This is a genomic window from Nonomuraea mesophila (assembly GCF_004352805.1).
GTDB lineage: Bacteria > Actinomycetota > Actinomycetes > Streptosporangiales > Streptosporangiaceae > Nonomuraea > Nonomuraea longispora.
In genome coordinates this window covers 29,264-43,360 of record NZ_SMLD01000071.1, presented here as the reverse complement: position 1 = coordinate 43,360, position 14,097 = coordinate 29,264, and the positions used below count along the sequence as shown (strand labels likewise).

Here is a 14,097-nt window from a genome sequence, read left to right as displayed (position 1 = left end):
GCAGCGGGGTGGGCGGGGTGGCGGTCGACGCCACCTGCCCGCCGCCCTCGTCGCCGCCCTTCTCTCCGGGCCCGGCGTCCGACCCCGACCTGCGCAGCAGCCGCATCATGACGCTCTTGGCCGTCGGCCGCCGCTGCGGGTCCTTGGCCAGGCACTGCTCGACCACCTCGCGCAGCAGCCCGTCGAGCGCGCCGAGGTCGGGCTGCTCGTGCAGCACGCGCTGCATCACGGTGTGCGTGCCGTCGGCGCCGAACGGCGCCCGCCCGCAGGAGGCGAAGACCATCGTGGCGGCCCAGGAGAACATGTCGGCCGCCGGCCCCACCGGCCGGCCCAGGATCTGCTCCGGACTCATGTACGCCGGCGTGCCGATCTGCGTGCTGCTCGTCATCTGCACCGGGTCCAGCGTGCGCGCGATGCCGAAGTCGATCACACGGGGCCCGTCGGAGGCCATGATGACGTTGCCCGGCTTGAAGTCGCGGTGCACGACCTGGCCCTCGTGGATGGCGGCCAGCGCCGTGGCCGTGCTGATGGCCAGGCGGTCGAGCGCCGGGCCGCCCCGCGGGCCCTCGTCGCGGACGACGCGGTCCAGTGAGAGCCCCTCGACGTATTCGCTCATGATGTACGGCCGCCCGTGCTCGACGCCGGTGCTCAGCACGTCGGCGGTGCAGAACGACGCCACCCGCTGGGCGACCTGCGCCTCGCGCAGGAACCGTTCGGCGTTCTCCTCGTCGCCCGACTGGTCGGGCCGCAGCCATTTGATGGCCACGTACGCGTTCATGGGCGTCCTGGCGAGGTAGACGATGCCTTGTCCGCCTTCGCCCAACCTGCCGAGCAGCGGAAGGCCGCTCAGACGCTCGGGATCGCCGGGCACCAGGGGCATGAAGGATGGCATGCGGTAATTGTGTCCCTACGCAGGGATCAACAGAACCTTACTCACCAGTATGGTTGGGCTGGACTTCTCAGTCGTCGGGAACCGCGGTGGCCGACCACGCCGCGACCCCCAGCGTCGCCCCCGTCAGCAGCAGCACTCCTGAGACCCCGCTCACCGCGGCCGCGGCCCCGGACACCGCCGGGATCAGCGTCTGAGCCAGCCGGTTGCCCGCGATCCGCAGGGACAACACCGTGCCCTGGGTGCCGGACGGCGTCAGCCGGGTGACCCACACCATCGTCATCGGCTGGCCGAGACCGGCGGCGAAGCCGTACACGGCGGTGAGCGCGATGAGGACGGCGACGGGCACGGGAAGGGGCAGGCCGCACAGCGCCAGCGCCGACACCGCGCAAGCCGCCACCGTGAGCTTCCTGCGGCCGAGCAGCCGCACCAGCGAACCCAGGTTGATGCGCGACGCCATCGTCATGATCGAGCGGGCCGCCAGCATCGCGGTCACCCAGCCGGGGGCGATGCCCCTGCTGTGCGCGAGAGCCGGCAGGTACGCGAGCGTCACGTCGATCGACGCCAGGATCAGCCCGCTGACCAGCAGCGCCCGGTACATGCCGGGGATGGCGAGCAGCCGCCGCGCCGGCCAGCGGCCCTCGGACACGGGCGCCGGCGCGGCGCGGTGATGGCTGCCGAACCCGAACGAGACCGCCAGCGTCACCAGGCTCGCCAGCCCGCACGCGGCGGCGATCGGCTCCAGCGGCGGCGAGAGGGCGCCGGGCGCCGGCGGCATCAGCAGCAGCAGCGGGCCCACGCCCTGCCCCAGGGACGTGATGAACGTGTACACGCCGAAGACGGTGTCCATGCCGCGCCGCCGCGCCTGACCCGTCACCGCCGACTGCTCGGCGACCATCGAGAAGATGATGCCGATGCCGAGCAGCGCGGTGGCGGCGATGAGCAGCGCGAGGTGGTCGGAGGCGACGAGGGCGATCGCCGAGGCGCCGGTCAGCGCGGCTCCCCCGATCACCATGCTGGGCCGCTCCCCCACCCGGTCGACGAGCCGGCCCGTGGCCACGGCGAGGATCAGCGGGGGAAGGGCGAACATGGCCGCGAGCACGGCCAGCCACACCGAGCCGTACCCGAGCTCGATCACCGCGTACGACAACGACGGCCGCAGCCCGTAGCTGATGACCTGGACCAGGATCGCGTGGACCACGAGCAGGGGCCAGAAGACCCGGCCCGCGGTCATCGCGGATAGGCGGTGCCGTCGATGAGCTTGCGCGCGGTGCGTACGACTCCGGTCCTGGTGACGTCGTGCCCGTCGAGCTCCACCTCGACGTCGAGGTAGCCCGTCGGGTGCTCCACCCGTACCCGCGGGCCGTCGGAGAGCTCCGCGATGCCGTCGACCGCGCTGCCCGGCAGCCGCAGCGCCGCCGCCACGCTCGCCGCGCCCAGCACACCGATCGAGGTGTGGCACCGGTGCGGGATGAAGGTCCTGGTGCCGCACGCGCCGCCGGACCGGGGCGGGGACACCATGGTCAGCTTGGGCACCGTGGTGTCGCTGACGTCGCCCAGCCCCATGCGGCGGCCCGCCTCCAGGCGCAGCGCCTCCAGGCGGCGGCGCAGCGGCGCGTCGTTCTCCAGTTCCGCGGGGCTCTCCGCGCCGGTGACGCCGAGCTGGGCCGCGGGTATCACCACGACCGGCATGCCGTTGTCCACGCAGGTGACGGTGACGCCGTCGATGACCTCGCTGACGTGTCCTGTCGGCAGCAGCGAGCCGCAGGTCGAGCCGGCCGTGCCCTGGAAGTCGAGCACGACGGGCGCGGCCGTGCCCGGCACCCCGGCGATCGCGACGTCGCCGTCGTAGCGGACCTCGCCGCCGGGCGTGCGGACCGTCGCGGCCACGACGCCGCCGGTGTTCGCCATGGTGATGCGTACGGACGTGGTGTCCTGCCCAGCCGCGACGAGGCCGCGCTCGATGGCGAACGGCCCGACCCCCGCGAGGATGTTGCCGCAGTTCTGCTGGTCCGACACCAGCGCCTGGTCGACGAAGACCTGGAGGAACAGGTAGTCGACCGAGCCGTCGTCCCGCGGGGACACCACGGCCACCTTGCTGGTGAGCGGATGGGCGCCGCCCAGGCCGTCGATCTGCCGGTCGTCCGGCGACCCCATGATCCGCAGCAGCAGCTCGTCGCGCTCCTCGCGGTCGTCCGGCAGGTCGTCCGCGAGGAAGTACAGCCCTTTCGACGTGCCCCCGCGCATGATCATGCAGGGGATTCCGGTACGCCCGGTCACCATGGGTCTCCGTTCGACGTTGCGGGCCGGGTGTTCTCCAGTGCCTCGATGACGCTGCGCAGGTGAGCGCGCATGGCCTCCTCCGCCCGGCTCTCGTCACGGGCGCAGATGGCCTCGATGATCTCCAGGTGCTGCGGCAGCGACACGGCCGCCCGGCCCGACTGGAGGGCCAGCCGCACCTGGTAGCGCGTCAGGTTGCCGCGGATGCGCTCGATGATGTCGCCGGCCGCCGACTGGCCGCTGATCGTCCTGATGAACGCGTGCAGCTCCTTGTTGCAGTTGGAGTATTCGATGAGGTCGCCGGAGGCCTCGTACTGCCGCATCCGCTCCCCGATGGAGCGCAGCTGGGCCGCCTGGCCGTCGGTGACCCTGGCGGCCGCCTTGGCCGCGCAGAGTCCCTCGACGACCATGCGGACCTCGGTGAACTCGATGGCCTCCGCGAGGGTGATCGCCCGGACCCGCGCGCCCCGGTTCGGGATCCGCTCCACCAGGCCCTCGCTCACCAGGTCGGCGAGCGCGTTGCGCACGTGCGACCTGGAGGCGCCGAGCTGGGCGCAGAGATCCGCCTCGATGAGGCGCTGATTCGGTGCCAGGTCCCCCGCGAAGATGGCTTCACGAATCCGGTCCACTACGTTCATTGGTCGGACGTCCCCGATCCTGACTCACGTGATCGCTTCGCCCGGCGGGACGGCCCGCCGGGACTGCCAGAGCATGGCCACCGGTTCGTCAGCCGGTGTAGCCGAAGATCTGCCGCCACCGCTTCGCGTCCTCCTCGACGTGCTTGAGCGAAGTCTCGGCGTCCGTCCGGTAGAGCCAGCCGGAGTCGGCAGCCGGGAAGGTCTGGTCACCGACCTGCGGGGCGCCGACGTCCGTGCGCACCGGATAGTCGCCCTGCTGTACGGCGATCTTCTGGGCGTCCTTGGACAGCAGCCAGGCGGCGAACACCTTGGCGGCGTTCGGCGACGGAGCTTGTGCGCCCACGCCCACGTAGAAGGGGTAGCCGGCCGCGCCCTCCTCGGGGACGGCGATCGTCAGCGGCGCCCCCTCGGCGATGGCGCCGACCCCGGTCGCCACCGGCATCGTCGACACCGACACCTCGCCGCGCGTCAGCGCGTCGGTCTGCCCCGCGGACGAGTCGAAGATGCGCGGCTTGTTGGCGGCGTACTTCTTCAGGTAGTCGTCGCCGATCTCGTCGAACTGGAACCTGGTGAGCGCGGCGGTGCTGCCGCCGGCGCCGACCTGGACGATCCCGAGCTTGCCCCGCCACTTCGGGTCCAGCAGGTCGGCCCAGTTCTTCGGCTCCTGCCCCTTGGGCACGACGGCGTTGTTGTACGCGAACGAGTAGACCCGGTCGAAGCTGGAGAAGTAGAGCCCATCGTCCTTGATCGCGTCGCCCGCCGCCGTCTTCACCGCGTTCTGCAGCGGGGCCTTCTGGAACGTTCCGGCCTTGGCAAGGGAGACGATGATGTCCTCCCCCGAGATGCGGATCACGTCGGCGCCGAGCTTCTTCGCGCCGACCTCCGAGAGCACGCGCTCGGCGAGCTTGTTCGGGGCCAGCCGGATCATCTCCACGTCGATCCCGGTCGCCTCCGTGAAGGCGTCGGTGACCGCCTTCTCCGAGTGCTCGCTGCCGCCGGTGTAGAAGACCAGGGAGCCTTCCTCCTTGGCGGCCGAGAACAGCTGCTCGTCGGCGATCAGCTCGCCGCCGACCTCCAGCTTCGCGGCCTCGCCGGCGCCGCCGCCGGAACCGCCGCATCCGGCCAGCGCGAGGACCGCGGCGACGGCTGTCGCAAGGGCTCTGCGACCCGTACGGCCAGCATTCATGATGTCTCCCTACGAGAGTTGGGCTATCTCTGCTCGCTGGCGCCGAAACGCCTGGACAAGATGGACAGGGCGAGGATCACCAGGCAGTAGAGCAGGCTCGTGGCGGCCGCCCGCTGCAGGATCCCGTTGTCGAAGTCGTCGAAGATCACGATGGACAACAACCGCGTGTCCGACGTGAAGAGGAACAACGGCACCGTCAGCTCGCGCATCGACAACATCAGCAGCAGCAGGAAGGTCGAGGTGAGCCCCACCCGCAGCAGCGGCGCCGTGATGGTGGCGATCGCCCGGGTGCGGGAGGCGCCGTGCATCACGGCCGAGTCCTCCAGATCGCGGTCCACCTGGCCGATCGACGAGGCGACGCCGCGGAACCCCTGCGGCATCTGCGCCGCGACGAACGCGATCACCATGACGGCGAGCGTCCCGTACACCGGGATCGGCATGATCAGCCACGTCCACAGCAGGCCCAGGCCGAGCACGATCGCCGGGATCGCCAGCGGCAGCATGGACACGTACTCCAGCGACTGGCGGCCCGGCAGCTTGGTGCGCTGCACCACGTACGCCACCGCGAACGCCAGCAGGGTGCCGAGCAGCGCCGCCGCGACCGACACCACGACGCTGTTGACCGTGGCCCGCTGCGCGATGCTGGAGTCCAGCACGTCGGCGAACGCCTCGACGGTGAACGCGTCCGGCTTGCCGAACGCCCCGAGCACCGTGCCGATGTACGGCGAGTCGTGCAGCGCGACGAACGCCAGCGCGAGCACAGGAAGGACGGTCGACAGGACGAAGTAGCCGAGCCCGGCCAGCAGCGCGGGCAGCCGCCAGCCGCCGAGGTCGATCCGGCGCGGCTTCATGCCCTTGCCGGAGACGGTGGTGAAGGAGCGCCTGGCCAGCATGCGCCGTTGCAGCGCGGTGACGACCAGCACGACCACCACCAGGGCGATCGCCACCGCGGCCGCCTCGTTGCCGCGCGACGGCGTCGAGTTCATCAGCCGGTAGATGTAGGTGGGCAGCGTCTCCACGCCGGCGGCCCCGCCGATGATCTGCGACACGGGGAAGTTCTCGATGGTCAGCACGAAGATCAGCACGGCCGCGCCGAGGAACGCCGGGGTGACCAGCGGCAGGGTGACCCGGCGCAGCACCTGGCCGAAGGGCGCGCCGTGCACGTTGGCGGCTTCCTCCAGGTCGGGGTTCATCAGGCTGAGCGCGCCGTGGATGAGCAGGAACGCGTAGGGCGCGTAGTAGAGCGCGAGCACCACGATCAGCCCGGCGATGTTGTTGATGTCGACGAACGGCGGCAGCCCGAGGTCGCGCAGCGTGATGTTGGCCAGCCCGGCGTTCTCGCTGCCCAGCACCGACCAGGCCAGCGCGCCCACGTAGGACGGCAGCAACATGGGCAGCAGGCCCACCAGGTAGAGGAACCCGCGCCAGTACACGTTGGTGCGCGCCGTGACGAAGGCCAGGAAACCGCCGATGAGCAGCGCCAGCACGGAGGCGCCGACGCCGACGGCGAGCGAGTTGAGCGCCGCCTTCACCGAGCCCGCGCTCGTCACGTTGACGAAGTTGTCGAAGGTGAGCCCGGTGAGGCCGAAGTTGCCGGGCCGCGGGGTGTCCGACGCGAACGCCGACAGCACCACCAGGGCCACGGGCGCGAGGATCAGCAGGGCGAGCACCGCGAACAGCACCCCGGGCAGCGTGATCTCACGCAGCAGGCGCCGGACGCGTCCCCGCAGTTCGGGCGGCCGGTTCCGTACGGGCTGCTCGGCGGTCCGCGACGTCATCACGCGGCCACTTCCGCAGGCAGCACCCGCATCGCGCCGGCCGGCAGCGACACGGTGACCGCGTCGTTCATGCCGTACGGCCGTCCGGCGGACTTGAGCTGCACGGCGTCCAGTTCCAGCCCGTCGCCGACCCGGACGCGGTAGGCGACGGTGGAGCCCTGGAACGCGAAGCTGACGATCGTCCCCGGCAGCGTGTTGACGCCCTCCTGGCCGCCCGCGCCGAGCAGCACATCCTCGGCCCGGACGCACAGCCGCAGGGTCTCGGCCGTCTCGTACGGCTCGACCTTGAGCTTCTGCCCGGTGGCGGCCAGCTCGACGCAGGTGGTGTCCTGAGGCGTGACGGGGATGACGTTGTCGACGCCGAGGAACTCCGCGATGGCGGCGCTCCTCGGGTTGGCGTAGATCTCGTGCGGCTCGCCGATCTGCACGATGCGGCCCGCCTGCATGAGGGCGATCCGGTCGGCCAGGGCCAGCGCCTCGTCCTGGTCGTGGGTGACGTACAGCGAGGTCAGCCGCAGCCGCAACTGCAGCTCGCGCAGTTCCATCCTGAGCCGGTGGCGCAGCCGGGCGTCCAGGTTGGACAGCGGCTCGTCGAGCAGCAGCACCGACGGCTGCATGGCCAGGCTACGGGCCAGGGCGACCCGCTGCATCTGGCCGCCGGACAGCAGGCTGGCCCCGCGGTCGGCGAGGTGGTCGAGGCCGACGAGTTCGAGCGTCTCGTGCACGGCCCGGTCGGTCTCCGCCTTCTTCCTGCCCTTCATCTTCAGCGGGAAGGCCACGTTGTCGAAGACGGTCATGTGCGGCCAGATGGCGTACGACTGGAACACCATGCCGACGTTGCGCTTGTTAGGCGCGCGGTTGATGCCTTTGCCGCTGTCGAAGACCGTCTGGTCGCCGATGGTGATGACGGCCGACGCCGGCGTCTCCAGGCCCGCGATGCAGCGCATGGTGCTGGTCTTCCCGCAGCCCGACTGGCCGAGGAGGACCAGGGACTCTCCCTCGTCGACCGTCAGGTCGAGGTCGGACACCGCGACCGCGTCGCCGTATTTCAGGGTGAGCCCGTGGACGTCGACCTTCATGGTGAGCCCTTCTCGTCGGCCGCCCGGAAGCCGTGCAGGTCGTAGGAGAGCCCGCCCGCGAGGTACTGCTCGCGTGCCTTGGCCTCCTTCGCCTCGCGGGCCTGGCCGGCCGCCACCACCTCGTCGATCCGATCGGCGGGGACGACGGCCGCGCCGTCGCCGTCCATGAGCACGGCGTCCCCCGGGCGGATCAGCGTGCCGCCGACGACGGCCGGCCGGTCGATCGTGCCCCGGTGGGCCTTGGCGGCGCCGCGCACCCGGATCCAGCGGGTCCAGATCGGCAGGCCGAGCTCGCGCAGCGTGTCCGCGTCGCGCACCGAGGCGTTGATCAGCAGGCCCGCCGCTCCCTGGGCCTTGAACTGGGTGGCGAGCAGGTCGCCGACCACGGCCACGGGCACCGGGTTGTCCATCGTGAGCACGACGACGTCGCCGGGGCGGGTGCGGGCGGCGGCCTCGTGCACGGCGCGGTTGTCGGCCGGGCCGCACACGGCGATCCGCGCGGGTCCCGCGACGGCGGTGCCCGGGATCAGCTGGATGAAGTCCTCGTCGACCAGGCCCTGACGGCCGGCCGCCTCGTACACGGTGGCCACGCCGAGGCGGGCCAGCTCGTCGAACCTGCCGTCGCGCCCGCTCACAGCGCCCCCACCACGTTCGGGACGATCCGCTGGAACGCCTCTGCGTGCCGGATCGCCTTGTCGCCGGTGACCTTGCGGGCGTGGTTGGCCCGGTGCCCGGCTCGTTCGGTGTAGTACTGCTTCAGGTACGCCTGCGCGCTCATCGCGTCCATGGCCTTGGCCTTCGCCTCGAACACCTCGGTGATGTCGACGAACACCGTCGGCACGAACCCGCACAGGTCCGGCTGGTGCGGCTCGAAGACCAGGAACTCCGACGGCGGCGCGGTGCGGAACCCGGCCTCGACGACCGCGCCGGAGGTGAGCAGCCGGGCCTGCGAGACGACCTGGTAGGCCACGGGGTGGTCGGGGTTGAACGGGTCCTTCTCCGGGTGGGTGAGGACGACGTGGGGAGCGTAGTCACGCATCAGCTCGGCGAGCCTGTCGATGGCCTCGCCGCCCGCGCGCAGCGGGTAGTCGCCCAGGTCGAAGCACTCGTAGCCCGCGCCCACGGCCTGCGCGGCCTCGGTGGCCTCGGCGTGCCGGACGCGCTTGACGTTCTCGACCGTCTGGCCGGGCTCCTTCCACAACTCGCCGGACTCGCCGCGCTCGCCGTACGAGAGCGTCACCACGCGGGCTTCGCCGCCGGCCAGGGTGTGCTTGGCGATGGCGCCCGCCGCGCGCCAGACGAAGTCCGCGCTGTGCGCTCCGACGACCAGCATTCTTCGTACGGTCATGTCTTGGGTGGCCCTTTCGTCGTGGTGGGAGGGAGCGGTCATTCGTCCAGCAGGGAGGCGAGCCAGGCGCGGGATGCGCCCATGACCCAGGAGGGGGTGCCGAGCTCCGCGAGGTAGCCCGCGGCGTCCTCGACCTCGTGCACCCGCCGGGCGGCGTGCACCTTGCTGCCCTCGACCAGCCGGTCGATCAGCCCGTCGACGTCGCCGGACAGCTCGGCCACGATCTGCGCCCGCAGCCACTCCCGCTCGCCCGCGGCGCCGGCGGCGGTCTCGCACTCCAGCATCAGCGCGGCCATGCCCTTCATGAAGACGCTGCGCAGCAGCTTCCTGGCGGCGGCGGCGCCCGCGCCGCCGGGGATGCTCTCGACGGGCACGGCGGCGGGCCGCACGAGGGCGGCGAACGTGTCGGCGCCGGTGCCGCTGGCCATCAGCGGGGTGCGGGCGCCCTGGCGGGGCACGGGCGCGAGCACCGCGACGTCGGCGAACCGGACGTCCTCGGCCGCGGCGAGCTCCGCCAGTGTGCGCTTCAGTGCGGGAGAACCGGTGTTGAGGTCGGCGTAGATAGCATGTTTCGGACAACTAGGAAGAGCCTGCCGGGCGACCGATTCCGCGGCTCTGGCGCCCACGAGGCTGATGACGAGGTCGGCGCCGTCGACGGCCTGCCCGGCCGAGGGCACCTGCTCCACGTCGTCACCGGCCTGCGCGTACGGGTCGAAGCCCCGTACACCGAAGCCGGCCGCACGCAGGTCACGTGCGTAGATCCGGCCGGCCTCGCCCAGCCCCAACATCGCGATCATTGTCACGCCGGCTCCCGACCATCCTGTTGATGAAACCGTAGCCAGAATTGTTGACAATCTGATTGCCAATGTCAAGCCTATTTCGGTCTCATGACCGATCGATTTCCGGACTTCTCCGGTGGGCATGCCGCCGGCCAGGGCCCGGCGCGTCCGGACCCTGGCGTCGTGAAGCGGACCTCAGGGCCCGGCCAGCCTGAGGTCCAGCCATCGGGAGTTGCCTACCGCCATGGGATTTCAGTAACTAGCCGGCCAGCCCCACCTCGGCGAATCGTAAGGCGAGGGTCAGGTCGTCGATGCGCCGCGGCATGACGTCGGGCGCCACATGGATGTGGATGTCGTACGCGCCGGCGACGATCTCGCGGGCCCGGCGGGATGGTGTCGGGTGGTCGGCCACAACCGCCTCTTACTGTCGACCCGATGCCGCCGCGATTGTTAACAATCTGTACGACAGCCGTCAAGGAGTCGGCGCGGCCACTACCGCGAGGGGGTGCGGCTCCGCCATCGTCCTCGCACGGTCGTGACACGGCTCCCGGCCGGTTCAGAAGTCGTGGGGAGCACTTAGTGCGATCACAGGCGAAAGACGGACGACGATCCGTGATTAGGCCCTCCTGCATCGAAGAAACTCGGGTTACATTCACGGTGCTTCGCCCTCTCTTACCCCCCTGAGCAGACCGAAGGGAGAGGCGTGACTCCTCCGTGCCGTACAGGTCTCCCCGTCCCGATTCCCACGTCGCCCCAAGGCGACGACTCCCCCAGGAGGATCTGATGAGAACGAGAACCGTGATGGCGGCCATCGTTGCCGCGGCGCTCCTCCTGCCGGCCGCCGCCACGAACGCCGCCGCGACCGTCACCGTCACAGGGCCGGTCTCTGGGACGTCCGGAGGCGCGGCCCCGCCGTCCGACGACCAGTTCCAGAAGGTGACGCTGAACGACCATCCGGGCGAACCCATTGACCTGGCCGTGTTACCCGACTCGCGGGTGCTGCACACCACCAGGAGGGGTGAGGTCTGGCTGCACGACCCGAAGACCGGCCTCAACACCCTGGCCGCGCGGCTCGACGTCTACCAGCACGACGAGGAGGGGCTGCAGAGCATCGCCCTCAGTCCGGGCTTCGGCCAGGGGTCGAAGAAGGACGACTGGGTCTACCTCTACTACTCCCCGCCGCTCGACACCCCCGTCGACGACCCGGCCACCCCGGACGTCAACGAGGGCGACGCCCCGCTCACCGGCACTCCGGACGACTTCGCGCCCTTCAAGGGGCTGATCCGGTTGTCGCGCTTCCGCCTCACCGGCGACACGATCGACCTGCGCACCGAGCAGCGCGTCCTCGACGTGCCGGTGGACCGCGGCATCTGCTGCCACGTGGGCGGCGACATCGTGTTCGACGCCCAGGGCAACCTCTACCTGTCGACCGGCGACGACACCAACCCGTTCTCCTCCGACGGCTTCACCCCGATCGACGAACGGCCCGACCGCAACCCGGCCTTCGACGCCCAGCGCAGCTCCGGCAACACCAACGACCTGCGGGGCAAGATCCTGCGCATCAAGGTACGCGCGGACGGGTCCTACTCGATCCCGCGCGGCAACCTCTTCAGGCCCGGCACGCCGCGTACCCGCCCGGAGATCTACGCGATGGGCCTGCGCAACCCGTTCAGGATCGAGCTCGACCGGTCCACCGGCGACCTGTACGTGGGCGACTATTCCCCCGACGCGCGGCAGGCCGACCCCCAGCGCGGCCCGGCGGGCACGGGCAAGTGGACGACGATCCGCAGAGCCGGCAACTACGGCTGGCCGTACTGCGCGACGGCGCGGCTCCCGTACGTCGACCACGACTTCGCGACCGGCGCGTCCGGCGCGGCGTTCGACTGCGCCGCGCCCGTCAACGAGTCGCCGCACAACACCGGCAGGCGCGAGCTCCCGCCGGTCACTCAACCGCAGGTGTGGTACTCGTACGGGCAGTCGGCGGAGTTCCCGCAGCTCGGCACGGGCGGCATCGGCCCGATGGCGGGCCCGGCCCACGACTACGACCCGCGTGACACGCGCGGCCGCACGGCGGTGGGCTGGCCGAAGTACTACGACGGCGTCCCGCTGTTCTACGAGTGGACCCGCGACTACGTGAAGGCGTTCCACCGTGACGGGCGCATCGAGGACGTGCTGCCCTCGCTCGTCTTCGACAACCCGATGGACATGGAGTTCGGCCCCGACGGCGCCCTGTACGTGCTCGAGTACGGCGACGGCTACTTCCAGGAGAACGAGGACGCCCAGCTGGCGCGCTACGACTACATCGGCAACACCGGCAACCACACGCCCGTCCCCGCGGCCACGGCGTCGGTGACGGCCGGCCACGCGCCGCTCGCGGTCTCCTTCACCGCCGACGGCACCACCGACGCCGACGGCGACCGGCTCACCTATGCCTGGGACTTCGACGCCGACGGCCGGGTCGACTCCCGCCGCCCCGAGGCGTCGTTCACGTACGAGGACAACGGCCTGTACCAGGCCACGCTGAAGGTCACCGACCGGCACGGCAGGTCGGCGGCGACGTCGGTGCGGATCGTCATCGGCAACGCCACGCCGGTCGTGGAGCTGGTCACGCCCGTGGACGGGGACCCGTTCGCGTTCGGCGACGTGGTCGAGTTCGAGGTGCGGGTCACCGACGACCAGGAGGTCGACTGCGCCGACGTGACCGTGGACTACATCCTCGGCCACGACGACCACGGTCATCCGCAGACGACGGCCCGCGGCTGCACCGGCTCCATCCAGACGACCGAGCCGAGCGGGCACGATCCGGAGACCGACGAGCTGACCGGCGTCTTCGTCGCCACCTACACCGACCCGGGCGGCGACCTGCCCCCGCTGACCGGCACCGACAGGGTCGTGCTCCAACCCACGCGATAGGAGATCCCCCATGTGCTACGGCTACGGCCCCAGCAGGCGCTCGCTGCTCGCGGCGGGACTCGGGCTCGGGACGGCGGCCATCGCCGGCGCCGCGTCGCCCGCCGCCGCCACGCCGCCCCACCACCACCGCAAGCACCGCATTCCGCCGGGCCAGATCAGCATGCAGCTCTACACGGTGCGCGACGACCTCGCCCAGGACTACGACGCCACCCTCACCTACCTGGCCGAGGTCGGCTATCCCAAGGTCGAGCTGGCGCTCGGCTATTTCGGGCGTACTGCCGCGCAGCTGCGCGCGTTCCTCGACGGGCTCGGCATCCGCTCCACCTCCAGCCACGACAACATCAGTCCGGACGACGCCGCGCTCGACACCAAGATCGAGAACGCCCTGACGCTCGGCCAGTCGTTCATGGTCGTGCCCTACCTGAACTCCGACAGCGAGGACCAGTGGAAGGCCTGGGCCGAGCGCATGAACGTGGAGGCCGCCGCCGCCCGCAAGGCGGGGCTGCGCTACGGCTACCACAACCACGCCCACGAGTTCACCACCGACCTCGGGGGCGGCAGGACGCCCTGGGACGTGCTCACCTCCGAACTCGATCCGCGCCTGGTCCACCTGGAGATCGACCTCTACTGGGCGGTCACCGGCGGCGTCGGGCGCGGTGAGCGCGATCCGGTGCGTTTCACGCTCGACGTGATCCGCCGCGCGCCCCAGCGGGTGCTGCAGTTCCACGTCAAGGACCGGCATCTCGACGGCGACATGGCCGACCTCGGCACCGGGACGATCGACTTCCGGCGCATCTTCGACAAGCACCGGGTGATCGAGTACATCGTGGAGAACGACACCCCGGACGTGACGCCCCGGCGTACGGCGGAGGTCGGCTACCGCTACCTCAGGAAGGTGCGCTTCTGAACCATTCTCAGGTCGATCACCCAATGTGACGATCGGGCACTCCACGTGGATCGGACATGCCCTCTCGGTGACCGTCATCGCCGAGAGGGCATGCCTCTTCCGTATTCGAACGGTCCACTTCGACGAGAAGCCTTCGGTGCAGCGCCAGGGGCTGTTTTGCTCATTCTGAGCCCTGTACGGTGATCGCGACCGGCGCCGCCGACGCGACGGACGGCGCCGGTGTTCCAGGGCGGAGCCATGATGGCGACAAGAGGGCGAGGTTACGCAGCGTGTCCGAAAACGTTTACTCACCTGCGGCCT

13 protein-coding genes are annotated in these 14,097 nt (G+C 70.8%); 2 read left to right on the top strand and 11 right to left on the bottom strand.

The genetic code is table 11. The features are described from left to right. From E1295_RS25245 to E1295_RS25195, 11 genes are all read right to left on the bottom strand, one after another. The coding region (locus tag E1295_RS25245) for a serine/threonine-protein kinase (RefSeq protein ID WP_132633309.1) at nt 1-892 on the bottom strand (892 nt) is incomplete at its 3' end. 67 nt (nt 893-959) lie between these two features. Continuing rightward, nucleotides 960-2,123, bottom strand: a complete 1,164-nt coding sequence (locus E1295_RS25240; protein WP_132633307.1) for an MFS transporter — start codon at nt 2,121-2,123, stop codon at nt 960-962. Then, nucleotides 2,120-3,142, bottom strand: a complete 1,023-nt coding sequence (locus tag E1295_RS25235) for a 4-oxalomesaconate tautomerase (protein ID WP_246080331.1) — start codon at nt 3,140-3,142, stop codon at nt 2,120-2,122. Before E1295_RS25235 ends, E1295_RS25240 begins: the two co-directional genes overlap by 4 nt. 23 nt (nt 3,143-3,165) lie before the next feature. Then, the gene (locus E1295_RS25230) at nt 3,166-3,807 is read right to left on the bottom strand and encodes a GntR family transcriptional regulator (protein ID WP_132633303.1); all 642 of its coding nucleotides are present in this window, start codon (nt 3,805-3,807) and stop codon (nt 3,166-3,168) included. Nucleotides 3,808-3,895: 88 nt separating this feature from the next. Next, the gene (locus E1295_RS25225) at nt 3,896-4,993 is read right to left on the bottom strand and encodes an ABC transporter substrate-binding protein (protein WP_132633301.1); all 1,098 of its coding nucleotides are present in this window, start codon (nt 4,991-4,993) and stop codon (nt 3,896-3,898) included. 23 nt (nt 4,994-5,016) lie between these two features. Further along, nucleotides 5,017-6,771, bottom strand: coding sequence for an ABC transporter permease (locus E1295_RS25220; RefSeq protein WP_132633299.1), 1,755 nt, complete (start codon nt 6,769-6,771; stop codon nt 5,017-5,019). Next, nucleotides 6,771-7,850, bottom strand: a complete 1,080-nt coding sequence (locus tag E1295_RS25215; protein WP_132633297.1) for an ABC transporter ATP-binding protein — start codon at nt 7,848-7,850, stop codon at nt 6,771-6,773. Before E1295_RS25215 ends, E1295_RS25220 begins: the two co-directional genes overlap by 1 nt. Next, a complete protein-coding gene (locus E1295_RS25210) occupies nt 7,847-8,485 on the bottom strand; it encodes an RraA family protein (protein WP_132633295.1) in 639 nt (212 codons plus the stop codon). The genes E1295_RS25215 and E1295_RS25210 overlap by 4 nt, the downstream gene beginning before the upstream one ends. Beyond that, nucleotides 8,482-9,198 carry a PIG-L deacetylase family protein gene (locus tag E1295_RS25205; RefSeq protein WP_132633293.1) on the bottom strand — a complete coding sequence of 239 codons (717 nt, stop codon included), beginning with the start codon at nt 9,196-9,198 and terminating at the stop codon, nt 8,482-8,484. The genes E1295_RS25210 and E1295_RS25205 overlap by 4 nt, the downstream gene beginning before the upstream one ends. A 38-nt stretch (nt 9,199-9,236) precedes the next feature. Then, nucleotides 9,237-9,995 carry an NAD(P)-dependent oxidoreductase gene (locus E1295_RS25200; RefSeq protein ID WP_132633311.1) on the bottom strand — a complete coding sequence of 253 codons (759 nt, stop codon included), beginning with the start codon at nt 9,993-9,995 and terminating at the stop codon, nt 9,237-9,239. A gap of 241 nt (nt 9,996-10,236) precedes the next feature. After that, nucleotides 10,237-10,389, bottom strand: coding sequence for a DUF6282 family protein (locus E1295_RS25195; protein WP_220448880.1), 153 nt, complete (start codon nt 10,387-10,389; stop codon nt 10,237-10,239). 371 nt (nt 10,390-10,760) lie between these two features. On the opposite strand from E1295_RS25195, the gene E1295_RS25190 reads away from it, so the two are divergent. Together E1295_RS25190 and E1295_RS25185 are read left to right on the top strand one after the other, a co-directional pair. Continuing rightward, the gene (locus tag E1295_RS25190; RefSeq protein ID WP_132633291.1) at nt 10,761-12,890 is read left to right on the top strand and encodes a PQQ-dependent sugar dehydrogenase; all 2,130 of its coding nucleotides are present in this window, start codon (nt 10,761-10,763) and stop codon (nt 12,888-12,890) included. 10 nt (nt 12,891-12,900) lie between these two features. Continuing rightward, nucleotides 12,901-13,797, top strand: a complete 897-nt coding sequence (locus E1295_RS25185) for a sugar phosphate isomerase/epimerase family protein (protein ID WP_132633289.1) — start codon at nt 12,901-12,903, stop codon at nt 13,795-13,797. The last annotated feature ends 300 nt before the right edge of the window (nt 13,798-14,097 follow it).

Bases quoted from the DNA above. Each gene is read 5' to 3' on its own strand.
- E1295_RS25240 (WP_132633307.1), bottom strand. From the start codon at position 2,123: ATGACCGCGGGCCGGGTCTTCTGGCCCCTGCTCGTGGTCCACGCGATC.
- E1295_RS25235 (WP_246080331.1), bottom strand. From the start codon at position 3,142: ATGATCATGCGCGGGGGCACGTCGAAAGGGCTGTACTTCCTCGCGGAC.
- E1295_RS25230 (WP_132633303.1), bottom strand. From the start codon at position 3,807: ATGAACGTAGTGGACCGGATTCGTGAAGCCATCTTCGCGGGGGACCTG.
- E1295_RS25225 (WP_132633301.1), bottom strand. From the start codon at position 4,993: ATGAATGCTGGCCGTACGGGTCGCAGAGCCCTTGCGACAGCCGTCGCC.
- E1295_RS25220 (WP_132633299.1), bottom strand. From the start codon at position 6,771: ATGACGTCGCGGACCGCCGAGCAGCCCGTACGGAACCGGCCGCCCGAA.
- E1295_RS25215 (WP_132633297.1), bottom strand. From the start codon at position 7,850: ATGAAGGTCGACGTCCACGGGCTCACCCTGAAATACGGCGACGCGGTC.
- E1295_RS25205 (WP_132633293.1), bottom strand. From the start codon at position 9,198: ATGACCGTACGAAGAATGCTGGTCGTCGGAGCGCACAGCGCGGACTTC.
- E1295_RS25200 (WP_132633311.1), bottom strand. From the start codon at position 9,995: ATGATCGCGATGTTGGGGCTGGGCGAGGCCGGCCGGATCTACGCACGT.
- E1295_RS25190 (WP_132633291.1), top strand. From the start codon at position 10,761: ATGAGAACGAGAACCGTGATGGCGGCCATCGTTGCCGCGGCGCTCCTC.
- E1295_RS25185 (WP_132633289.1), top strand. From the start codon at position 12,901: ATGTGCTACGGCTACGGCCCCAGCAGGCGCTCGCTGCTCGCGGCGGGA.